Here is a 24,795-nt window from a genome sequence, read left to right on the forward strand (position 1 = left end):
TAAAATTAGATCTAATATTTACTTAAGTTTCGAAAAATAATTATAACTATTTTTTCTTAATTTGTTTAACTTTTTTTTCAATATCATCTATATTAATATTATTCATTGCAGCAAGTTTTTCTTCGAAAGTCAAATTCTTGATTTTATTTTTAGATTCTTTTTCTAATTCTTTTTTGTCAACAATTTTAAAATCAGAAGTTATTTCAAATAAATTAACTTGTTCTTTTAAATCTTCATTTTTATCATTATCTTCATCAGATAAATCTTCATTATTTTCTTGAGTATAATAAAATCTTTTTAATAGTGAAGTCTCAGTTGTAAGTTCAATATTCTTATCACTATTTTGTCTTTCCAAGAACTCTTCTTTTAATTTCTCTTGTTCATTATTATCTGCATCTAATAATTCATTAATTTTAATATGTTGAATCAAATTTCCACTATTATTTTTTGAATAATTTAAATTTATTAGTTTATCCATTTTTGAACGATCTTTAGTTATATTTTCTAAATCAAGTTTTTCTACTTCATTTTGATTATTTGTGTATAAAAATTCAAGTTCCCTGGTATTTACTTCTAAAGATTTAGGCTTACAATTATAATTTCTTAAAACATTAAATAATCTTGAGCCTCTATTGGTTCGATTTGTGTATTCAATTTCTCTCATATTTCATTGTTTTGCTAAACCATCCTGAGTTAGCATAGTTACATTATTAAATTTTGAACAAGTACAAAAAGCAGAAACAAAAGTATTATTTTTAGTTTGCAATTTTAAGAGCAATTTAATTCCTTGGGCTCTTAAAGTTAAATCTGTACTAAAAACAGATTCATTAATTAAGAAATAAAATCCATTATTTAATAATATAAATAAATCTTTTTCTCCATTGCCAATTTGAGCATCAATTAATTCATCATCTTTATTTTTAAAGGACATACAAATACGTTTTTTATTAATAGTTTTTGAATCAAAGTTTGCAATCTTAACTTTTTTAGCATATCCGTATTTAGATAATAAAATAATATCAACATATGAATTGTATGAAGTTATTTCCATAACTCTCACTATTCTTTCTTTAACGTCTAAAGCCACTAAAGAAGAAACGTGAGTGCCTAATTCTTTCCAAGAATTATCCTTAAAAGAATGGGCTTCTAAAATAAAGAAATTACCTTTATTTGTAAAAAATATTAATTTAGACAAAGAATTAATTTTATCATAATACTTAATTGCATCATTATCTTTAAGCTTATAAGTATTTAATTCATTTGAGTTAAAAATTTTTGTGCTAATCTTCTTTATATATCCCTCTTCTGATATAAAGAAATAAAAATCTTCATTTTTAGTTAATAATTTATGGTCAACTTCTTTGTTTGCAACTTGGTCTGTAATTTCAGTTTTTCTTGGTGTTGCATACTCTTTTTTAATTTCTTTTAATTGGTCTATTAAGAACTTATCAAATTCATAAGAATCATTTAACAACAATTCACATCTTTTTATTTGAATCTCTAAATTATTTTTTTCTTCTTGAAATTGTATTTGGTCCATTCTTGAAAGCTTATACAATCTTAATTCTGCTATTGCTGTAGCTTGAATTTCACTAAACCCAAAAGCTTGCATCAAAGCTAAAATAACTCCCTTCTTTGAATTATCACTAGCTTTAATTATTCTTATAACTTCGTCTGAAATATCTGCTACTTTTATAAAACCTTCAACTATTTCATGTCTTAATTTGTATCTTTGTAAATCATATTTAATTCCATTTATATTAACTAGTTTTAAATGCTCTAAATAAGCAAATAAAGCTCGGTCTAAAGATAATAATTCAGGAGCATTTTTATGAATAGCAAGCATATTGTAATCATAGTTAATTCTTAATTTTGTTTTGTTCATTAAATAAATTAAAATAGCTTCAGCATTAGCGTTTTCTTCAAGTTCAATATAAATTGATAAACCGTTTCTATCTGATTGGTCTCTAATTTCTTTGATTCCTGATATAGTCTTTGAAGCTACTATAGAATCTATTTCAAATACCATTTTTGATTTAATAACTCCAAACGGAATTTCAGTTATTTCAATTCCAATAATATTATCTTTTTTATCATAAATAAATTTATATTTTGAAGATAAAACAATTTTCCCTTTGCCAGTTCTAAATGCTTGGTTAATTCCTTTAGTACCATTTATTATTCCGCCAGTAGGGAAATCGGGGCCTTTAACATATTTCATTAAATCTTCAATTTTAGCATTCGGTTTTTTAATCAGCGCTATAGTTGCATCTAATAATTCTCCTAAATTATGCGGAGGTATTTGAGTTGCAAAACCTGAAGCAATACCAATGGCTCCATTAACTAATAGATTTGGAAATAAACTAGGTAAAACAACTGGCTCATATTCAGAATCATCAAAATTAGGTGTCATTGGAACTACTTTTCGTTCCAAATCTTTAAGCATTAATTCCGTAATTTTTTCTAATCTTGATTCTGTATAACGCATTGCGGCTGCTGGATCATCATCGATAGAACCCTTATTACCATGCATTTGCACTAGTGGATAATTACTTTTTCATTCTTGAGCCATTCTAACCATTGCTTCATAAACAGAACTATCGCCATGAGGGTGATATTTACCTAAAACATCTCCAACAATACGAGCAGATTTTTTAAATGGATCTTTATTTCTTAATTTTAAATTTCACATTGAAAACAAAATTCTTCTTTGAACAGGTTTAAGGCCATCTCTTGCATCTGGAATAGCTCTTTGTTGAATAACATATTTTGAAAAACGAGCAAAACTATCGCTCATTATTTCAACCATATTTTTATCTATTATATTTTCAATAACTTCATCCAAATTTTTTTTATTTTTTTTATCCATTTTGCCCTACTTATTTTTAGTAATATCAAATTCATCAATGCTTGAAAAATCTATATTATTGTTTATTCATGTTTTTCTAGCTTCTGAATTATCACTCATAAAAGTTGTTACATTTCTTTCTGTTAGCCCTTGTTGATCAATATTTACTCTAACTATTGATCTGGTCTCTGGGTTCATTGTTGTTTCTCATAATTGATCAGCATTCATTTCACCCAGACCTTTGTATCTTTGAATTTCATAATTTGAGTATTGTGAAGTTATTTCTCTTAGTCCTTCTTCATCCCAAGCATAGAAATGTTTATTATTGCTATTTTTAATAGTTACTTTGTATAAGGGAGGTAAGGCTATATAAACCATACCTGCTTCAATAAGATTTTTCATATATCTTCAAAAAAATGTTAGCAATAACATTTGAATGTGGGCTCCATCAACGTCGGCATCAGTCATTATTATTATTTTTCCATATTGAGAATTTTTAACATTAAAATCTTCGCCTATTCCAGCGCCTATCGTATTAATTATTGTTGCAAGCTCCTCGTTTGCCAATATATCTAACAATTTTGCCTTATCTGTATTCATTACAACACCTCTTAAGGGCAAAATTGCCTGAGTAACTCTATCTCTACCCATTTTAGCTGATCCACCAGCTGAATCACCTTCAACTAAAAAAAGCTCTTTAACTTTTGGGTTTTTTGATTGTGCTGGAGTTAATTTTCCTGACAATATTTTTTTAGTATCTAATTTATTTTTAACTTTTCTGGCTTCATTTCTAGCATTTCTTGCTGCCATTCTGCCTTCATAGGTTTTTTTAATTTTTTCAATAATTTTATCAGCTTCTACTTTGTTTTCATTCAAATAAAACATGAATTTTTCAGAGAAAAAATCTTCTACTGATTCTCTTGCTTCGGCTGTTCCAAGTTTGTCTTTTGTTTGCCCAACAAATTCTAAAATATTTTCTGGTACTTTTAAAGAAACAACTGCAATTATTCCTTCTCTGACATCTAAACCATCAAAATTAATTTTAGTTTTTGTAGGACTGTTTTTAGACCATCATTCATTAATTGTTTTTGTTAAAGACGCTTTAAATGCTGTTTCATGAGTTCCACCATCTCTGGTTTTAACATTATTAACAAAACTATATATTGTTTCATTATAGCTGTCTGTATAAGCTAAAGATATTTCAATACTAATGCCATTTTTTGCCATTCCTGAAGCATAAAAAGTTCTGCTGATAAAGTTTCTTCCTTCACCAACAAATTTTATATATTCTTTGATACCCTCATTTGTTTGAAAAATAATATTTTCATCAGTTATTTCATTTATGTAATGGATTTTTAAATTAGAAATTAAAAAGCTTGCTTCTCTTAATTTTTCTTTAACAGTATCCGAAGAAAATTTTGCTTTTTTAAAAATTTCATAGTTAGGTCAAAATTGAACTTTGGTTCCTTGCTTTATAGTTCCACCTATCATAGTTGTTTTTTGTGTTATGGTATCTTGTTTAAAAGCTGTAAAATATTCTTTTTTATCTCTATAAACACTAACTTCCATTTTTGAACTTAAAGCATTTACTACTGAAGAACCAACTCCATGTAACCCTCCACTAGTTTTGTAAGCCCCGTCTCCAAATTTACCACCTGCATGTAATTCAGTAAAAACTAATTCTACTCCTGTTTTTCCCGATTCGTGTTTATTAATTGGTACTCCACGTCCATTATCTTCTACAATAACTGAACCATCTTTTTTCAAAACTACTTTAATGTTATTAGCAAAACCACCTAATGCTTCATCTATTGCATTATCAACTATTTCTCATATTAAATGATGTAGACCATTAGAATCTGTAGATCCTATGTACATACCTGGTCTTTTTATAACTGCATCTAGTCCCTTAAGAACTTTTAAATCTTTTGCTTCATAATTAGTTGTATTCATATTGTTTAATTATATACATTTTAATTCACAATTTAAACAAGAACATTAAGATTTAATAAAAAAATAATAAAAATTTAGCAAATAAAAAAACATAGCCTCAACTATGTTTATATGAATTATTTTTTTTAATTAATTTTTAATTTGTTGTTTAGTTGCTTGTTTAATTTTTAAATTTATGCTTTTTAAAATCATAAATAATGGTTGCAAAGAACTTAAAAATAAAATAGCATATAGAATATTTATAATATTTCCAATCTTAAATATTAATATTAATAAAAACCCAAAAAAATGAATTTATTATCATAAAAGTAGACGCTATGCATAGAACCACTATAAAAGAAATTGTGTTTTGTCGATTTATTTCAATACTTTTGTTTTCATATTTAATATCTTTTAAATTAAAAATAGGAAATATACAATAAAAAATAAAATTTTTATTTATTAATAAAATAATAAATCTTGTTAATCAAACAATAAAAATTGAAATAAAAGCCGATACAAAACAAGAAAAAACTTGTATATCTCAACTAATTAGTCTTTTATACAATGGTATGCTACTTTCAGTATCTAATCTAATTAGATTATTTAGATGATCAACATAAAAGGCTGAAAAAGTAAGAAAAACAACTATTAATAATAATAGAATATCAAACATTATGTTGAAAGCAGAAAAAAACTTTTTATACTTATTATCCATTTTTATATCCTTATATCAAAATTTTATTATATTTACTAATAAATATAAATTAATTAACAATTATTTATTATTCAAACTTTTTAATATTTATTTCTTTAATTATTTCTTCTTCTAATTTTTCTAATTGGTCTAATTCTTTTTCTAATTTAAGAGCTTCTTCTCTATTCGGTTTAGTTATAGGAAATTTTGGCGCAAATAATTCGCACGTTTCGCAAGCTTTTTGAATTGAAATATCCATAGTTCCTAATTCTTTTGCTAATTTAATTGTTTCGTTTTTATCAAATGATAATAAAGGTCTAAATATAGGTAAATTACAAACCTCTGATATAGTATAAATAGATTCTAATGTTTGCGAAGCTACCTGAGCTAAATTTTCACCATTAGAAATTGCTTTTATATTATATTTATTAGCAATTTTCTGTGCTATACGATAAAAACTTCTTCTCATTAAAGTTATTTTATATTTTTGGTTAGAAATCAAACCAATATAATTCATTATTTTTGTATAGTTGACTTCAAATAAAGTTGCAGATCCTTGATACTTAGTCAATATTTTAATAATACTTTCTATTTTATCTGTTGTTTTTTTATCTGTATGCGGAGGAGTTATAAAATTTAAAAAGGCAACTTTTAATCCTCTTTTTTGTAATAAATTTGCTGCTACAGGAGAATCAATGCCTCCACTAATTAAATGCAATGCTTTGCCAGAAGAACCTACAGGCATTCCTCCTAAAGCATAAATATAATCACTAAAAACATAACTATATTTTTCTCTAATTTCAATATATATACATAAATCTGGGTTTGATAAATTTACGGTTTTGTTAGGCATTTTCTTTAATACAATACCCCCAAAATGAATGTTTAGTTCAGAAGAATTTAAAGGGTAATTTTTATTATGTCTTCGAGATTTTATAGCGAAAGAATCGAACTGTTTTTCACTTATTATTTTTTTAACTATTTCTTCAATATTTTCTAGATTAGTTGTTGTTTTATAAACAATCGAATAAGAAGAAATACCAAAAATATACTTCAAACATTCTAAATTTGATTCGGAATATTTACAAAATGCTCTATCATATTCCACTTTAATTTCTTCTTTTGGTATATGGTATTCTAAATTTTTTTTAAGTTGATTGATAAAGTCTTTCTTATTTTCTCCTTTTAAAGTTAATTCTCCATATCTTATTAATATTTCTTTATCATCCATAATTTACTCCTTATTGTTTTTTTGTTCAATTATTTTAACAATAACTTCTTTGTATTTGTGACTATAAAATAAATTGTTTAATATCAAATAATTATCTTCTTCAAAGTTATTAGAAGGAATTATTGTTGGATAATTCTCTAACATTTGTTTTGAGACAATAATTTCTGAATTTAAAATAATAATTTTTCAATTCAGTATTTGATTATATAAGTTTAGATTCTCTAATTCTTTTTTATTAAGTATTTTATCTTTTTTTATTCTTTTTATTTCTTTATTGAAATTTGATTGCGTAGTTTGAATATCGCTAGATAAAGGATAATCAAAATCATGATTATTATATATAGTGGTATTTTCTTTTTGTATTTTTTTAAGTTCATCAAAAAGTTTTCATTTTTTCTTAGTTAAAATATTTTCTTGAATATAAACTATATTTAACATTTTTTTAAGGCTAAAAATCAATTCTCCTAGTTTTATTGCATAAGATATTTTTTCTTTTTCAAACATATTATTTTTTTCTAAAATAGATAGTGTTTTTAAATCTTCTTTCATAAAATTAGAATATTCATTTTTATAAGAATCATTAATTTTATAATTTTGTAATTTTTTATCCATTTTAGACATTAAATCTAGTATATTTAATATTTCATTTTTATTTTCATTAATTTGTCTATAAGCAAAAACCTCTTTTGATAAATTAATAATTACTTCCTCTATTTCATAATTAATGTTTATCAATTCTTTTTCAATTTTTTCATCTCAATTATTTATTTTTCCCAACGCCAAAGTATTTTTAATTTCTTTAATTTTAATTTTTATATTTGAACAAAAGTTTTTAATTCAATAATTTGAATATAAAAATTTTATTTTTTCTTTATTGTCATTATAAACATTCATTGCATAAAAGATTTTATCTTCTATTTCTAAACTGATAAAATTGAAATATTTAATACCTTTAACAACTAAAATTGTATATTCCTTAATTCATAAAACTAATAATTGTCTATTTCTTTTTATTTCTTTTTTTGGTTTGTTTAAATATTTATCATTCTGAAATCAATTAATAATGTTTATTATTTTTCTTTCATATTTTTTCTTTTTTGAAGATAAAAATTTAGAAAAATAAGAATTTAAATTTTCCTTATAAAATTCGTTTATTTCTTTAAAAGAATTATTTATTTTAAGAACAAAATTAATTATGTTAGTTATATTAGAACTTTCTATTGAAGCTCATTTATTTGTTTTATTAAAAATTTTTTTTATTTTCGATTTCTCTTTTTTTGCTTTTTTAAAAATTGATCTTAAAAATAAATATTTATCAAAACTTAAAAGTGATTTTCCTTGTTTTTTATATTCATTTTCAAATTCCATAATATTATTTTCAAATACTTGAGTCATATCTTCAATTTCAATTATTACAGAGGCTATTTTTTCTTCAAAATGTTTATATTTTCTTTCTTTCTTTGCCAACTCAAAAAACTGATTATTAAATTTTTCTAGTTTATTAGACATTTTATTTATTTGCTCTTTTTTATTGTAAAGATTTTTTAGCATTATTATTGGAGCTCATTTTTTAAAATAAAAAAAAGTTAATAATAATATAAAAAAGGCTAAAATAAAGCACCCAATTGTAATTAAAATAATTGTTTTTCAATTTAACATAATTTTAAATTATAATTTATTAGTTCAAATTAATGTTATTAAAATAAATAAATATTATTTATAGATAACTAAAAAAGCATATATAATATTAAAAATATGAAAAAACAAAAAAAAGTAACATTAGCTTGTCAAGAATGTTTTAGAAAAAACTACTCAGTTAATAAAAGCAACGAAATAAGATTAGAAATAAAAAAATTTTGTAAGTTTTGCAATGCTCAAACTTTACATAAAGAGGAAAAATAATGCAAGAGGAAATTACTAAAAAAACAAAAGAAGAAATAAAACTAGAAAAGAAAGAGCAAAAAAATTTTAAAAAAGAGCAAAAAGAACAAAGAAGATTAAAAAACAAAGAAACAAAACTTTATACTTTTAGAAACTTTGCAAGAGAAATCAAGCGTATTGTGTGACCAAAACACGTTAAAACTTGAAAATGATTTGGTATAACTATTGCTTTTTTAATTTTGATGGCTTTATTTTGTTTTTTAATTTCTTTAGGCTTTAGTAGTTTATGAAATTTTGTTGGTATAAAATCTTAAGGAGGAAGTATGAGTGCAAATTGTAAATGATATATGGTTTCAACGGTTTCAGGAAAAGAAGATAATGTAGTTGAAGCTTTATGAAATAAGATTTCATCTCAAAATAAGACAGAATATTTTAAAAATATAAAAATTTTTAAAATGCCTCATTTATCAGCCAAGGAACTGGAAAAGAAAACTAAAGGTGAGGAATATAATGTTAAATATATAAATATTTATAAAGGATATATTTTCATCCAAATGGAAATGACTGATGAATCTTGATATTTAGTTCGTAATACGCAATATGTAACTGGTCTAATAGGATCTTCTGGAAAGGGAGCTAAACCAACACCAATAAGCGAAAAAACTTTTATAAAAATGGTTGAAAAAGAAAAAGCATTGCGAGAAAAATTTGATGCCGGAGATATCGAAACACCTTTTAAAGAAGGGGTTTTTGTAAGAGTAATTTCAGGCGAATACAAAGGTAGCGAAGGTGAAATAGTTAAAAATAATGATATTACTAGTAGAGCTTTTGTCAATATTGAGTTATTTGGAAGAAAAACACCTACTGAATTTTCTTATGAAGAATTAGAAATATGCAGTTAAGCATATTTTTTTTCAAAAAATTTTAATTAAAATTATATATAATATCATTAACTTTTATAAATATAAAAAGTTAAATATAAGTAAAAGAGGTGCACATGAAAAAAGTATCTAAATTATTAATAGCAACAGCTTCAACATCATCAGTTTTATTTCCATTATTTGCTGTTTCTTGCACTAATTATAAAAATAGTTTACAAAACAAAATTAATGATGCAAAACAAAAATCTAAACTTGCAGTTTTTGTAAAAGATTATAAAGATAAATATTTAAACGAAATTGTTAAGGCTGAAAAAGTTTTAAAAGATGAAAAAGCTACTAAAGAAGATTATAAAAATACACTTTTAGAATTTGAAAAAAATATCGAAAAAATTCTTGAAGAAAATAAAACAACAACCGAAAAATATGGAGAATACTACAAAGAAGCGATTAACCTTTATAATGATTTAAAAGCTTTTGCTGCTGAAGAACTTTCTGAAGAAAAATTTAATGAACTAAAAAAACAAATAGTAGCTGATTATAATGCTGTTTGAGCTGATTTATCAAAAATAGAAATTCATAAATTCGATGAAATAAAAAGAAAAGAATTTAAAACTAGAATAGACAATTTGCTAAAAAAATATAAAGAAGCAAAACAAAAAATAATTGATGGTAATTAATTACCTTTTTTTGTTTTTTAGAAAGGATAATATGTTTAAAAAATTTTATTTTAAAGAAAATCAATCATTAAAATCTTTGGTTGATTACATTTTATCTTTTAAAAATGTTGAAGCAATATTACTTAATGGTGAATTGGGCGCAGGCAAGACAACTTTAACTTCACAAATTGCAAAAACTTTAGGCGAAAATAAAACTATTATTTCACCCACATTTAATACTATTTTGATATATGATAAAATTGTTCATATTGATGCTTATAAATTAAAAGGCGATTTATTTGCATATGAAGAGTATTTTGATAATAAATTGGTAATAATTGAATGATCAGATAATATTACACATAATTTTAAAAAATATCTTAAGATAAAAGTTTCATTAGAAACAATAAAAGAGGAAGTTTATCATGTTTTTAGTATAGTAGAACAAACATGTAAAAAAAGTTTGTTCATTGAAACTTCATTAGAAGACTTTTTTGTTGCTATATTAGAAGATGATAGAGTAATAGATTATGTAATAAAAAAAGATTTAATAAAAAAAACAGATTATTTTTTTAATGTATTAGATGATATTTTAAATCGTAATAACTTAGATATAAATAATATAGATGAAATATATACAACTACAGGGCCCGGAAGCTTTACAGGTGCAAGATTAGGTTTTAGTTATGCTCGTACAAATGCTCAAGTTCAACCTAAAGTAGCAAATAATTTTATCAAATTAAAATTATCTCCAACCTATGAATTATTTTTTATTCAAAAACAAGAAAATACAGTTTATATCAAAGCAAATAAATATAAATCTTACAAAATTAATAAATTAAAAAATAAAATTGAAATAGAAATTATAGATGCTAGTGAAGAATTTTTAGATAAATTTAATTACAATGATTTTATTGAAAATCCAAAAAAATATTTAAAAGCATTTAAAGAAAGCAATAATTTATTATCTGAAGAATTAGTTTATGCAAGCGAGCCACAAATAGGAGGACAATAATGAGAATTTTTGCTATAGAAAGTTCACATGATGATACTTCTTTTGCCATTTTGGAAAATAATAAACCAATATGAATGAAAACTATATCTCAAACAGGAGTACATAAAAAATATGGTGGCACTGTTCCTGAAATCGCAAGTAGATTACATGTTCAAAATATAAGCTTATTATTAGACGAATTTGCAAATTCTTCATTGAATTTATTTTCAAATATTGATTATATATCATATACCAAAGAACCAGGATTAATAGGTTCTTTACAAATAGGTTATATAGTGGCACAAACACTAGCAAGAGTTTATAAAATTCCCATTTTAGGACTCGATCATTTAGAAGGTCATTTTTATTCAGCTTTTATTGAAAAAGAATTAGAATTTCCAGCTTTAGCATTATTGGTTTCAGGCGGCCATTCTCAAATTATGTTATATAAAAATAAAGATACTTTTGAAATAATCGGTCAAACACAAGATGATGCTGTGGGAGAAGTGTATGATAAGGTTGCAAGAAAACTTAATTTAGGTTTTCCTGGAGGACCCTTAATTGATAAAATATGAAATGATAATAAACATTTGTATACTAATCATTTTAGTATTCCGCATACAGAAAAAGAATTTAATTTTTCTTTTAGTGGAATAAAAACAGCAGTTATTAATAACGTAAACAATTTAGTTAATCGTAAACAAGATATTAATGTTTCAAAAATTGCTACTGAATTTCAAAATACCATTATTCTATATTTAAAAAACCATTTAGAAGCAGCAATAAAAATATATAAACCAAAATGCATAGCTTTAGTTGGCGGGGTTAGTGCTAATAAAGCTATTAGGGATATGGTATTAAAATTACATAAAAATGTATATTTACCTGATATGAAATATACAACAGATAATGCTATGATGATAGCTAGATTAACATATGAAAAACTAAGGAAATAATATGTGAAAATTTTTAAAAAGTTCAACATCACAAGAAAATTGATTAGATTTTTCTTTTGATGAGATAGTTTTTTGAGGAAGATCCAATGTAGGAAAATCTTCACTCATAAATGCACTAGCTAAGTCTAAAATTGCAAAAACATCTTCAACACCGGGCAGAACAAGACTAATTAATTATTTTCAAAGTTCTAATAATAAAATTATAGTGGATTTGCCTGGGTATGGTTATGCTAGTATGTCAAAAAAAGAACAACAAAAAATAGCAGGAATTATTGATTTTTACTTTAGAAATTCTAAAAGTAATAAAAAAATATGCTTTTTAATAGATGCCAAAATTGGATTTACGGCAATTGATTTGGAAATGATTGAATATATTAATTCTTTAGGGTTGGCTTTTGACATAATAATTACAAAAATAGATAAGGCAAATCAATCACAAAAATACAAGGTAAAAACTCAAGCATTAACTTTTAGAAACGAAATTAATATTTTTATGGTTTCATCGCAAAACAAAGTAGGTTTAGAAGATATTAATAATTTTTATGAACTGTAGAAACAAATCTACAGTTTTTTTATTTTTATTCTATTTCTAAATAGAAAACTCCTCTTTTTTATTGATTTTTTGTATAATTTTAAATATGAAAAATGAAAAAAGAGAGATAACACTCTTAATAGTACAAATTTTTACTTTATTTATTCTTCCTACAATTGTTTTTTTTGTAGGTATTTTTCAATTTCCAGAAAAAGCAAAAATAGCAGTTATTGTTCTTTATTCAATTTTGATTATAGCTTTAGGAGCATATCTAATTTTCATAATAAAGCAATATTTAAAAAATACTTCTTTGTCTAATAGAACTTTAAATCAATATATTCAAAATGAAGTAAGCCAATATGGAATTGGAACCATGATTTTTTTGAATAATGGTAAAATAACTTGAGCAACAAACTTTATTTTAAGCCGTTTTGGAGATTCGGTTATAGGCAAAAATATAAGAGACGTTTTTCAAATTAATGAATTAGATTCAATACAAAAGAATTTTAATTATAAAAAAGACGAGTATGAATATGAAGTTCATGTAAGTTTTGAAAAGAATGTTTTGAGTGTAAAAGATATTACAGTCCAAGCTAATTTATTAAATAACTTTAAGAGTCAAAGAGTGGTATTTGGAGAATTACATATTGATAATATAAATTTATATCAAATGACATTGTCTCAAGAAGAAATTTATAAAATATATTCAAAGTTAGGAGTATTTTTTGACGAAATAGCAAAAAAATATGACATTATTTATCATCAATATGATAATGGTCGTTTCTTTGTTTTAACTACTCATGAAACTTTAGAAATATTTGAAAAAAACGGTTTTAAAGATTTTCTAGAAGTGGGTAATAAAAAAATACACAAAGGTTTAAATTTAACGCTATCAGGTGGCTTTTCTTATGGAAGCTTTAAATTTGAAACATTAGATAAATTATCAAAAGATGCTTTGCTTCAATCAAAAACACGTGGCGGAAATCAAATAACAGTATTAACAAAGAATGAAAAACCTAGATTTTATGGTTCAGTTTCTGAAATTGATATTAATATGTCAAGAACTAATGTGGCATATATTACAAATGTTTTAATAAATAAACTAAATTCTGAAAATATAGAAAAAGTAATAGTTTATGGACACAAACAAGCGGATTTAGATGCTTTAGGTTCGACTTGAGGAATTTATAAATTAGCTAAAGGTTATAATAAAACTGCATATATTCAAAATAAGACTTTTGATGAAACAACTAAAAAAATATATAATCAAATGTCTAATGCAGAAAAGCAAGTATTTATAAGCCCAGATGAAGCAACTTCATTAAATGATAAGAATACATTAGTGGTTATTTGTGATACATCAGATGAAACAAGGATTGAAAATACTTCAGCTTTTAATAAAATAGAAAAAGAAAACATAATAGTTATAGATCACCATAGAATTGGCCTTAATCCCGAATATGCTTTTAGGGAGAATTTATATATTGATTCATCTTCATCTTCTGCTTCAGAAATTGTTACTGAAATTATTGCTTTGTCAAATAATAAAGATAAAATTGATGAAACAGCGGCTCAACATTTATTGGATGGAATTTATTTAGATACTAACAATTTTCAAAAACAAACTTCTTCAAAAACTTTTTCAGCTGCAGCTTTATTGCAGGCTTGAGGAGCTAAAATTAGTATTTCAGTTGAAAGTTTAAAAATGAATAGTGAAGTTTATGGGAAAATTAAAAAATTATTATCAAATTTAGCAGAAGTTAAACCTGGTTATTTTTTAGCCTATAACAACTCCATAATAGTTTCTCCTGATATTATATCAATGGCAGCCGATGAAATTTTAAGGGTTAGTGATCGTAAGGCAGCATTTGTGGTAGGAAAACTTGAATCAAATAGATGTAAAATGTCTGCTCGGGGAATTAATACAAATGTTCAAGTTATAGCTGAAATTGTTAATGGTGGAGGACATTTTGGTTCAGCTGCTGCTGAAACAGAAGAAGATATGGAATTATTTGTTGACAATATTAAACAAGCAATAGTGAGTGTGAAAAATGAAAGTTATAATAATTAAACAATATGAAAAATATAAAGTAAATGAAATAATTGAAGTAAACGATGGTTTTGCTAAAAACTTTTTAATAAAAAAAGGTTTTGCTCAACCACTTAATAAACAAACTTTAGCTAATTTAGAAAGAGTTAAAACTAACATAGCGGAGGATTATGCTTTGGAAGTTTCAAAAGCAAAAGAATTAAAAGATAAAATAGAAAAAATTACTTTAAATTTCTTTTTAAAATCAAATGGCAATATAGTTCATGGCTCTATTACAAATAAAGCAATTGAAAAAGAACTATCTAAAAAAGGGATAAAAATAAGTCCTTATGCGTTGACTAAGGACTCTTATAATACTTTTGGAAAGCATTATATAAATGTAAAATTACATACAGAGGTAACAGCTATTTTGCTAATAGAAATTTTTGAAGAAAAATAGTAATTATTTAGTTAAATCAAAATTATGAAAGGATAAAAATGTCAAGTATTCAAAAAAAAGCAAATAATGATACTAATTTAGCCGATAATGAAATTAGTATAGCTAATAATGAAGTAGCTTTGTTGGGACTTCTATTATCAGAGCCTACACAAGAATCTTATTTAAGTATTTCTGAACAAATAAAACCAGAAATGTTTCATTTTAAGAGTAATCAAGTGCTTTATAGTGCAATTAGTGCTGTTAACAATACTTCTGAAACTTTTGATTTAACTAATTTATGAAATTATTTAGATAAAAATAAGTTAACAGATTCAGTTGGTGCTTTCGGCATGAAAGCAAACGAGTATATTCCTTATTTGACAAGAAATGCTGGTTATATTTCAGAAATAAAGACGTATCAAGAAAATATAATCAAGCAATATAAAACTGACAAATTATTAGAATTATTATTAAATGCAAAAGACATAATAGAAAATAAAAAATTTGAAATATCTGATTTGTTGTCTAAAATGCAAATCAATTTATTAAATATTGATATTTCAGAAATTAATTCTAGCTATGATCAAATAGGACAAACTGCCAGCTCTATTCTTAATAGAATTTTGAAAAGAGAAAATAATGATGAAATTGGTGTTGGTCTTTCTTTAGGGTTTCCTGAGTTAGATGATTTATTATTGGGTATCAATAAAGGTGATTTAGTTATTATAGGTGCGCGTCCAGCAATGGGTAAAACGGCATTTGCTCTTAATATTGTAAATAATGTAGCTAAGAAAAATAAAACAGTTTTATTTTTTAGCTTAGAAATGTCTAATGCTCAATTGGTTCAAAGAATGATGTCAATCGAATCCCTTGTTCCCATTAAAAAATTAAAAAATAAAAACATAACAGTTAATGACCAAAATACCCTAATTCAAACTGTGGAACAAATGAAAAACTGAAAAGTTTATTTGAATGAACGTTCGACATCTACTATATCAGACATTATAACTGCTTGCAAAAGATTCGCCAATAATAATAAAGTTGATTTAGTTGTTATTGATTATCTTCAATTAATAAGCACTTCTTCTAATCGTTCACAAGAAAGCAGACAAATAGAAATAGCAACAATTTCTAGATCTCTTAAACAATTAGCTAGAGATATAGATTGTCCTGTTATAGCATTGAGCCAGCTTAGTCGTAATCTTGAAAAAAGAGAAGATAAAACTCCTATTATGTCAGATTTGCGTGAATCAGGGGGGATTGAACAAGATGCTGATAGAGTAATATTTTTGCATCGTCCTGAATATTATAAGAATAAACGTGATTATAATAAAACTACAGATGATTCAACCAATAATAATGACGAAAATATTCACCAACATGCTTCTGTAACTAATATTATAATTGGTAAAAACCGTCACGGAGCAACCGGAATTGTTCAATTAGTTTTTTATCCTGAAATTAATAGATTTATTTATGACGCAAATAAATTAAGAGAAGCCAAAACTAAAGAGGATGGAATTGAAAGGATAAAGGAGGATTAGATGTCTGAAATGAAAACAAATATTGATATCAAGATAAAAAAAAGAGCTCAAAAAAAGAAAAAACAAGAGCAAAAAATGGCAATACTTAATCCTCAAAAAATTAATTTATTTAATATTTGAAAAAAATATCCTAAAAAAGTTTTATGAATGTTTGTTAGTGCTTTTTTATATAACATTGCTCTTACAGTTTTCTTAAAAAAAGCTGCAACTATAGCATCAGGCACCTCTTCTTTAGCTCAAATTATTACTTTTACAGCGCCGACAACTGCACAATTTTATGGTTTGTTTTATGTTTTGGTCAATTTGCCCTTAATGTTTGCTTTTTGGCGAATGAATCCAAGAATGTTTATGGTTTTAACTTATTATTGAATGTTATTTCAAGTTATAGTTCAATTAATTTTTGTTGAATATAATGGTAGAGGATCTAATCCAATTGTTAATTTTATAAATCAAAGAATAACCTTTTATAATCCAACAAGCACTAGTTATTATTATTGAGATCCTTTTGGTTTGGATACTAGAAATGTTTCTAAGTTATTTGCTTCTGATCAATGAGAAAATATTTTAAATGGATCTCAAAAAATTTTAGAAAATAAGGATTCGGGTTTAATTGGCCAAGATTTACAAATAGCTAGATATTTCAGCAATCAATTTTCTTTAGAAGAATTTTTAATGATTAAGAATAATATTAAATTTTTAGAAACTAGCCCTGGAATTTTAAAGACTTACGATGTTACTAATGTTATACCAAATGTTTTAAATGGAACAAAAATATATGGTGTATATGATGGACAAACATGACCGGTTTTAGCATATGCTATTATTGGTGGAGCTTCAGAAGGTTTTGCTTCAATCATAGCTTGAAGACAAAGAGGTTCAATTGGAGGAACTTCGGTTATATCTAATTATATAGCTTATAGAAATAAAAAACCAGTTGGAAATGTATTTTTAATGGTAGCAATTTGTTTTTCTTCTGTTTCAACAATAGTGATAGGGTCATTAGAATATACAGAAAATATAAATGGTCACGTATGACAAGCTGATTTATTTTTAGTTAGAATAATGGGAACCGTTGCTTATTTATTAGTATTTTCAATGTTGGTTAATAAATTTTATCCAAAATACAAAAAAATTAAAATTGAAATTTATTCAAAAAAACCAGAACTTATTGCTGAGCAATTTAAAAAAATCGGGTATGTTCATCCATTTAATATTTTTAAGGGAGTTGGAGGTTTTAGCCACGACGAGTTTGGTAAATTAGAAACAGTAGCACTATTTTTAGAAAAAGACTTAATTTTAGAACAAGTTAAAAAAGTGGATAAAACAGCATGGATTACAACGTCAAATATTCACGGCGTTTCTGGACAATTTGATACTTCTTTTGTAGATTAAAATTAAATTAATAAAAATCACAATAAAAACTAAAAGTTTTGTGATTTTTTTGTTTATATAAATTATATGTTATAGAAAATACATAAACAATACTTTTAAATTTGTTTTTTATCTTAATTTTAAGCAAGATTTTAAATATAAAAAAATAAAATTTATAATATATATTGAATAAAGATAAAATAACGCATAAATAAAATTTTTATTTATAGGGGTATAAAATGAAAAAAAATGCAAAAATTTTGATGGGAATTTTGATACCAATTGGTTTAATTGGTTCAACTGCAGGAATAACATATGCTGTTTTAAATAGAAATAACAAGAATTATACAAATTATGAAACTAAAATGAATTATGATAATTTAATTTTACCTACTGAGGGATCAAATGACGGTATTGATTCCTTGCTAGACCAAGCCGATTTAAAAGTATTTTATTGTCCTGGTGTTCAACCATTTAATGATTCTTTAAAATTAGCAATGATGTCGCATAAACAAGTAGAATACATTTATTCTCCTAATATTTCTGATTTAGTATATCAAGATAGCATTGTTAAAGAAAAACTATTAGATTTTTTAAAAAACAATAGAAAAAATATAGGAAAAACAACTGAAGAAAAGCAAGAAATAGAGAAACTACAAAAAGCTTCTAATGTTTATAGAATATCTTCGTCTAATTTATTAGATCAACTTTATAAAATTCCAAATTATATTATTAATTTAATTAAAGAAAATACTAATAAAAAAATAAATGTTTGAGTTAATTCTTATCATGCCAAATCTAAATTATGAATAAATATGTCTACTTTTAAAAATGTTAAAGTTTTGGCCATTAATGATAGTAATTCAATTATTAGAAATTGAAAAACAGAATTAATTTCTAATTTAAAAACTTATTTAGATTTAGAAAATGCGGAAAATAATTCTGAACCACAAACATTTTGGTGAAAAGAAAAGTATATTTTAATACCTAATTTTTATAAAAATTATTATCAATTTTATCATGATAAAAAAGGTGTTGAAGAATTAAGAAAATATGGAGCTGATATTTATCCATTTTCATATAAAGAAGAATATGAAATAAAAAACGAATTTTTTAATGCTCGTGATAAAGATAACAAAAGATTAGCGATGACTTGGTGAAGTGAAGTTACAACTAATAACTGAAAAACTGAAGTTAAAAAAATTAAAGATGCTATGGATAAAAACAATAAGGAGAATTTAATTTATTTAGGAAGTAATAGTCCTACTATAGAAAAGAATCATATTCTATCCTTATATAAAAAATATAAAAATAAATATAATATTATTTATAAAGGCCACCCAGGCCATATAACTGTAGATCAATTTTTAAAAGATAAAGTAAATCAATATAAAGAAATTGAATACTTTAATATTTATTCTAAGAAACGAGAAACAATAAAACTTGATAATAATGACCAAATTATTATTTTAAATAATCAAATTCAATCAGAAGAAATTACTACTAATCACATTAACGAAGGTGATAAAGTTAAAATTCATAAATGAGCTTCTTGTCATTATGCAACATCTGCTTTTAAAGGACTTCAAAATGGTTTTAATAAAATTGATGATGTTGTAATGGCTGGTATCGATTTATCAAAAGAAGATGCTCCTTTTGTAGATATAGATAACAAAGATTCAGAAGAATGAAAAAAATTTGTTGAAAAATGAGGTTTTTAATCTAAAAAAATAAAATACTAGCACGCTTATAACCAAGGCGTGCATTTTTATATTTTGTTATTAGTATTTTAAAATTTTAAAAAAAATTTCTTTATCAAAAATGCAAAGAAAAATTTAATATTTCATTATTTTTATTAAATTTAAAGAAATAAATATTAAAAAATAATCAAAAAATATGAAATTAATATAATTTATGTTGATTAGTTATAAATTAAACAAAGTTATTTAAACAATAATTTTCTAAATTAAAAATTAATCATTAACAAAATTAAACATTAATACACTTATAGGAGATATTAATATTATTATGAGTCTATCAAGAAAAACAAAAATAATTTTAGCTGGCTTAGGGAGTGTAGTTGTAACTTCTGCCGTTGTAGCTACAGCCGTTGTTTTAGCAAAGAAAAGCAATGATAATAATAAAACAAAAAAAGAACTTCAAAAGGAAATTAAAGAATTAAATGATTTAACTTCTCAAATATTATCAAAAGTTCCAAATATAATGAGTTCTAATGATATAAATAAATTGCAAAAATTTCAAAATGAAATAATTTCAGCAAAACAAAAAGCTAAACAATTATTAGAAAAATCAAAGCAAATAAAAGATAAAAAATTAGAAGAACAAATTAATAAAGATTTTCAATCAATTGATGGTAAATTAATAGAATTAAAATCAAAAATTCAAGAAAGTATAAAATCAAATGTTTCAGTAGCAAAAAAAGATATTTCTGATGCTACAAATGAAGTAAATTCTAGTTTAAATGAAAACCCATTAAAATTAGAAAATTTGGAAAAATCTAAACAAAGTTTAGAAAAAAGTATTAACAAAGCTAATGAACTTATTAAATTAGCTAAAGAATTGGGTTTTGAAAATGAAATTAGTGATTTAAATGAAATAGTTTTAAGTAGTGAATTAAAATTAACAGAAATTTCTAAAAAAATAAAAGAATTAGAAGTTATAGATGATGCCAAAATTGCTGAAATTAAAGCAAAACTAAATAAAGCCATATATGATCTTACACAATTATCTAATAAAGCAAAAACTGAAGAAAACAAAGTTGATTCTTTGGAAGCAACATTGACTTTATTTAAAGCTAATATTATAGAAAGTCAAAAGGTTTTAGATGAATACAATACAAATCAAAGTATTAAGAAAATTTCAGAATTGAAAACTTTGATCGAACAATTACAATCAAAAATAAATGAAAGCAATACCTTAAAAAATGATTTAAAAACTAATTTATTATTAACAAAACAAGAAGTTGAAAAAGAAGTATCAGATGTAACAACACAAGCTAATAAAGCAATAGAAGAAGCAAATAAAGCTATATCTGATAATCAAAAATTATCAGAAGTGAAAAAGCTATTAGAAGATGCTAAGAAAAAAGTTCAAGAAGCAATATTGAAGGCTCAAACTAAAGATTATGCTGCTCAAAAAACAATTGTAGATAATAAATTAAAAGAACTAGAACCAAAGATAAGTCAAATTACTGAAAAAATTGAGGAAAAAAACACTCAAGATTATTTAAATAATAAAGATAATTTCACTTCTTTAAATTTTGAAGCGCCCGAAATATTAAAAGATAATTTACCTTCTTATTTTGAAAAATATAATTTAGATAAAATAAAAATAAGTCCAAATTTACCTGAAAATTATATATTTCAAATTATCAGTTCTTCACCTAATGATAAAGAAGGAATCTTAAAAATTAAATTTAAAATTGTTAATACTAAATATCATTTAGAAACAAGTTTTAATTTAGAAAAATCAATTACGAATTTTAAGATTGATGACCATGCAAATAAATATAAACTTTTATTTTCATTTAATCACGAAAAATTAATTAAGGAATCAGATATCTATGAATTTGCAAATGGAAATATAGATTCTAATAAAGTTCAAAAATTATTTTCTTTAGTAATTTCAGCAGATTCTATTTATGATTATGAAAAAGATCCATTAGAAGTTATGGAAATTTATGACAACAAATTAAATAAAGATTCAACAAAATTAGAATTTAAATATAAACCAAAACCAACTATTATTGGAAAAGATGATAATGGTTATATTTATGACAATCATGATGATCAAATTAAAAACATTGCATTAGATATAGTTCAATTTAAAAATATAATTAGAGCTAAAAACGACTTTGTAATATTTTTAAAATTATATAAAAATAGAAGTTTAGATACTACTAACTCAAACAAAGAATATGATGCTTTATTTAATAAATTCAAAGAAGTTTCAATTCAAACTATTAACACACCAACTGGGATAAGTGATGAAACTATTACAAGTTTATTTTTCTCTTTATTAGTTATGAATTTAGATCCTGAATATCAACAAGTATTTTTAAAATGATTTGAGGGATATGTTGAAAATGTTGAACATAAAAATTTTGAAACAGATATAGATATACCTTTATTAAACGAAACAATTGAATATGTTAAAGAAATTAATAAATTTTCAATTTATTTTATAGATAAAAATTTTGGCAAATGATTAAAAGAAACTAAAAAATATAAAGGAAATTATTAGTTAAATTATAAAAAAATAAATGTAATACTTTGTTAATGTATTGCTTTTATTTTTTTTATTTATTAAATTCTATTTTGTAATATCATTCATATCAACTTATATTTACATTAATTAATGATTTTAGATAAAAAGCAAAAGGAATTGTAATAATAAGCATAAATATTAGACCAGATATTATAAAACCAGTTTCATATTTTTTATATCAAATATAAGACAGTTCATTAAAAATAGCCATACTTATATTAAAAATAACTAATATTACAAATACTAAAGAGTAAACAATTTTTTCTTTCTTTTTTATTTGTTTGTTAAATAATGTTATTACAAATGATATTGTATTTATTATAAGCGGTAAAATTCAAGCTAAATGTAAAGATAAATAAAGAAAAGTTATAGCATCAAACCCTAAACCATGATTTACTAAATTAAAACTATTTAAACTTATTGTAAAACCGGTTATATAGCCAAATATCAATGTTAAATTTATTAAAAAATAAAGAGGTAAAAATATTGTACTTAAAATATTAAATGCAAGAGCAGTTTTTTGAATTTTTATTAATTTGCTATTGTCATATATGTTTTCAATTTTTTTAATTGAATATAAATTGAAATTTTCTAACGATAACTTCTTTAAATCAAAAGTATCATTATTAATTATTTTTGCAAGTTGATTTTTTTGAATATTGTTTAAGCATAAAAATATATTTATTGTTTCATAATCACTATTAGATTTATATTGTTTTATCAAATATGTAGCAATATTGTATTTATTAACACTCATATTATTTAATTCTAAAAATTCTAATATTGCCTTGTAATTTATTGTTTTATAATAATCAAAATACTTGGCTATTTTTTTTATTTTTTTATCTTGCTTTTTTAATTTTATTATCGAATTAAAGTAGCTCTGTCTTATTTCTTTATAATAAGAAAAATTAAAATTTAGAAAAAAATAGAAAAATAAATATTTTAAAAATTTGTATTTATTTATGTCTTTATAAATTATAAGTTTTTTTAACAATATTATTTTTGTAGGTAGGTACAAATTTAAAATTACTAACACTATTGTTAATGTTGTTGTTCTAATAATTTTCTGATTGTTTGAGGATTTTAAAAAAAATAAACCAGTTATGACTAATGCGCATATTATTGCTATAATAAAATTTTTAAAAACTAATCAAGATATTGTTCATCTAGTATTTTTTCATTTAAATAATAGTATTTTTGCATTTTCAATATTTTCTTGTAATTGCTTATTCATATTTTAAATTCTATCATTGTTTTATTTATTTAGATTTTTTTAATTTACATAATTTTTAACTTATTAAAAAAACCTTAATTTTAAAAGCATTTTTATTAAAATAAAAAATCTTTTTAAAAAAAATTTATAATTTATATATTTTGTTAAAGGAGTAAAATGAAAAAAAGAGTTGTTTTGGGTATGAGCGGAGGAGTTGATTCTAGCGTTTGTGCACATTTACTTTTAGACCAAGGTTATGAAGTAATTGGTCTTTTTATGCGTAATTGAGACTCTTTTTTAAATAATGATTTTTTAGGCAATGAAAATATTCAGCAAGATATTTGTCCGCAAGAGCAAGATTATTTAGATGCTCAATCTGTTGCTAATTCTTTGGGAATTAAGCTTGAAAGAGTAGATTTTGTTAAAGAATACTGAGATAATGTTTTTTTGTATTTAATAAACGAATATAAAATTGGTCGAACACCTAACCCTGATATTTTTTGTAATAAATATATTAAGTTTAAAGCTTTCGCTGATTATGCTTTTAACAATTTAAAAGCAGATTATATAGCAATGGGCCATTATGCCAATGCTATTGATGGTGAATTATATCGGGCCCAAGATGAAAACAAGGATCAATCTTATTTTTTGGCTCAATTAAATAATTCTCAATTATCAAAAGTACTTTTTCCATTAGCTAAACTTAATAAAAATGAAGTAAGAGAAATTGCAAGAAAATTAAAATTATCTACAGCTTCAAAAAAAGATTCTACTGGAATTTGTTTTATTGGTGAAAGAAGATTTACTAAATTTTTAGAAAATTATATACCAGCCCAACCAGGTAATATAGTTGATATTCATACTAAAAAAATAATTGGCAAACATAATGGAGCAATGTATTATACGATAGGCCAAAGAAAAGGATTAAATTTAGGCGGATTTGAAAAACCTTATTTTGTAGTAGGACATGATGTTAAAAATAAAATAATATTTGTAACCAATGATGATCATAAAGAATATTTGTTGTCTGATAAATTAATTGCTACAAATTTTAATTTAATAGCTAAAAATTATAATCCTAATTCATTGACTGCTAAATTTAGATATCGTCAAAAAGATATTCCTTGCACAATAAAAATTAAAGATAATAAAGAAATAGAAGTTTTTTATAAAGACACGGAAGCAGTTACACCAGGGCAAGAAGTTGTTATTTATGACAATCAAAAAGTTGTTGGTGGAGCAATAATTGATAAAATTTTTTATAAAGGGTTGCAAAAGGACTTTTTATAACATATAGAATT

The 24,795-nt window shown here is 23.7% G+C and carries 20 protein-coding genes; 14 read left to right on the top strand and 6 right to left on the bottom strand.

What is annotated here, in order from left to right; translation table 4 throughout:
- Positions 1–46: 46 nt before the first annotated feature.
- The 5 genes from DMC14_RS05820 to DMC14_RS05830 form a co-directional block, all read right to left on the bottom strand.
- Positions 47–2,869 carry a DNA topoisomerase (ATP-hydrolyzing) gene (locus DMC14_RS05820; RefSeq protein ID WP_116171944.1) on the bottom strand — a complete coding sequence of 941 codons (2,823 nt, stop codon included), beginning with the start codon at positions 2,867–2,869 and terminating at the stop codon, positions 47–49.
- Between the two features lie 6 nt (positions 2,870–2,875).
- Positions 2,876–4,801, bottom strand: a complete 1,926-nt coding sequence (locus tag DMC14_RS00865) for a DNA gyrase/topoisomerase IV subunit B (RefSeq protein ID WP_116171945.1) — start codon at positions 4,799–4,801, stop codon at positions 2,876–2,878.
- A 256-nt stretch (positions 4,802–5,057) separates the two neighbouring features.
- Positions 5,058–5,498, bottom strand: coding sequence for a hypothetical protein (locus DMC14_RS05825; RefSeq protein ID WP_116171946.1), 441 nt, complete (start codon positions 5,496–5,498; stop codon positions 5,058–5,060).
- Positions 5,499–5,565: 67 nt separating this feature from the next.
- Positions 5,566–6,708 carry a tRNA uracil 4-sulfurtransferase ThiI gene (gene thiI, locus DMC14_RS00875; RefSeq protein WP_116171947.1) on the bottom strand — a complete coding sequence of 381 codons (1,143 nt, stop codon included), beginning with the start codon at positions 6,706–6,708 and terminating at the stop codon, positions 5,566–5,568.
- Positions 6,709–6,711: 3 nt separating this feature from the next.
- Positions 6,712–8,217 (bottom strand): hypothetical protein, encoded by a 1,506-nt coding sequence (locus DMC14_RS05830; protein WP_127922953.1) that lies wholly within the window; start codon positions 8,215–8,217, stop codon positions 6,712–6,714.
- Positions 8,218–8,463: 246 nt separating this feature from the next.
- Here DMC14_RS05830 and rpmG point away from each other — a divergent pair, with 246 nt between their 5' ends.
- The 13 genes from rpmG to DMC14_RS00945 all read left to right on the top strand — a co-directional run bounded on the left by rpmG (position 8,464) and on the right by DMC14_RS00945 (position 22,254).
- Positions 8,464–8,610 (top strand): 50S ribosomal protein L33, encoded by a 147-nt coding sequence (gene rpmG, locus DMC14_RS00885; protein ID WP_116171949.1) that lies wholly within the window; start codon positions 8,464–8,466, stop codon positions 8,608–8,610.
- Positions 8,610–8,903 carry a preprotein translocase subunit SecE gene (gene secE, locus DMC14_RS05835; protein WP_277870950.1) on the top strand — a complete coding sequence of 98 codons (294 nt, stop codon included), beginning with the start codon at positions 8,610–8,612 and terminating at the stop codon, positions 8,901–8,903. Before rpmG ends, secE begins: the two co-directional genes overlap by 1 nt.
- Positions 8,904–8,912: 9 nt before the next feature.
- Complete coding sequence (gene nusG / locus DMC14_RS05840) at positions 8,913–9,491, top strand: transcription termination/antitermination protein NusG (RefSeq protein ID WP_116171950.1); 579 nt, start codon at positions 8,913–8,915, stop codon at positions 9,489–9,491.
- Between the two features lie 95 nt (positions 9,492–9,586).
- Positions 9,587–10,147 (top strand): hypothetical protein, encoded by a 561-nt coding sequence (locus DMC14_RS00900; RefSeq protein ID WP_116171951.1) that lies wholly within the window; start codon positions 9,587–9,589, stop codon positions 10,145–10,147.
- A gap of 31 nt (positions 10,148–10,178) precedes the next feature.
- Positions 10,179–11,141, top strand: coding sequence for a tRNA (adenosine(37)-N6)-threonylcarbamoyltransferase complex ATPase subunit type 1 TsaE (tsaE, locus tag DMC14_RS05845; protein ID WP_116171952.1), 963 nt, complete (start codon positions 10,179–10,181; stop codon positions 11,139–11,141).
- Positions 11,141–12,076: a tRNA (adenosine(37)-N6)-threonylcarbamoyltransferase complex transferase subunit TsaD gene (tsaD, locus tag DMC14_RS00910; protein ID WP_116171953.1), complete on the top strand. Its 936-nt coding sequence runs from the start codon at positions 11,141–11,143 to the stop codon at positions 12,074–12,076. The genes tsaE and tsaD overlap by 1 nt, the downstream gene beginning before the upstream one ends.
- Position 12,077: 1 nt before the next feature.
- Positions 12,078–12,629: a ribosome biogenesis GTP-binding protein YihA/YsxC gene (yihA, locus tag DMC14_RS00915; RefSeq protein WP_116171954.1), complete on the top strand. Its 552-nt coding sequence runs from the start codon at positions 12,078–12,080 to the stop codon at positions 12,627–12,629.
- Between the two features lie 85 nt (positions 12,630–12,714).
- On the top strand, positions 12,715–14,679 hold the full coding sequence (locus tag DMC14_RS05850; protein ID WP_116171955.1) for a GGDEF domain-containing protein: 1,965 nt from the start codon (positions 12,715–12,717) through the stop codon (positions 14,677–14,679).
- Positions 14,660–15,097: a 50S ribosomal protein L9 gene (rplI, locus tag DMC14_RS00925; RefSeq protein ID WP_116171956.1), complete on the top strand. Its 438-nt coding sequence runs from the start codon at positions 14,660–14,662 to the stop codon at positions 15,095–15,097. Before DMC14_RS05850 ends, rplI begins: the two co-directional genes overlap by 20 nt.
- A gap of 38 nt (positions 15,098–15,135) precedes the next feature.
- On the top strand, positions 15,136–16,620 hold the full coding sequence (dnaB, locus tag DMC14_RS00930; RefSeq protein ID WP_116171957.1) for a replicative DNA helicase: 1,485 nt from the start codon (positions 15,136–15,138) through the stop codon (positions 16,618–16,620).
- A complete protein-coding gene (locus DMC14_RS05855) occupies positions 16,621–18,012 on the top strand; it encodes a YitT family protein (protein WP_116171958.1) in 1,392 nt (463 codons plus the stop codon). It abuts the gene before it with no gap.
- Between the two features lie 218 nt (positions 18,013–18,230).
- Positions 18,231–19,712, top strand: a complete 1,482-nt coding sequence (locus tag DMC14_RS05860; protein ID WP_116171959.1) for a hypothetical protein — start codon at positions 18,231–18,233, stop codon at positions 19,710–19,712.
- A 307-nt stretch (positions 19,713–20,019) separates the two neighbouring features.
- Positions 20,020–22,254 carry a coiled-coil domain-containing protein gene (locus DMC14_RS00945; RefSeq protein ID WP_116171960.1) on the top strand — a complete coding sequence of 745 codons (2,235 nt, stop codon included), beginning with the start codon at positions 20,020–20,022 and terminating at the stop codon, positions 22,252–22,254.
- 55 nt (positions 22,255–22,309) lie between these two features.
- Here the strand turns inward: DMC14_RS00945 and DMC14_RS05865 are convergent, their stop codons facing one another.
- A complete protein-coding gene (locus DMC14_RS05865; RefSeq protein ID WP_116171961.1) occupies positions 22,310–23,515 on the bottom strand; it encodes a hypothetical protein in 1,206 nt (401 codons plus the stop codon).
- A 156-nt stretch (positions 23,516–23,671) separates the two neighbouring features.
- Here DMC14_RS05865 and mnmA point away from each other — a divergent pair, with 156 nt between their 5' ends.
- Positions 23,672–24,784 (top strand): tRNA 2-thiouridine(34) synthase MnmA, encoded by a 1,113-nt coding sequence (mnmA, locus tag DMC14_RS00955; RefSeq protein ID WP_116171962.1) that lies wholly within the window; start codon positions 23,672–23,674, stop codon positions 24,782–24,784.
- Positions 24,785–24,795: the final 11 nt, after the last annotated feature.

The sequence above is a fragment of the Metamycoplasma phocicerebrale genome (assembly GCF_003383595.3).
GTDB lineage: Bacteria > Bacillota_I > Bacilli_A > Mycoplasmatales > Metamycoplasmataceae > Metamycoplasma > Metamycoplasma phocicerebrale.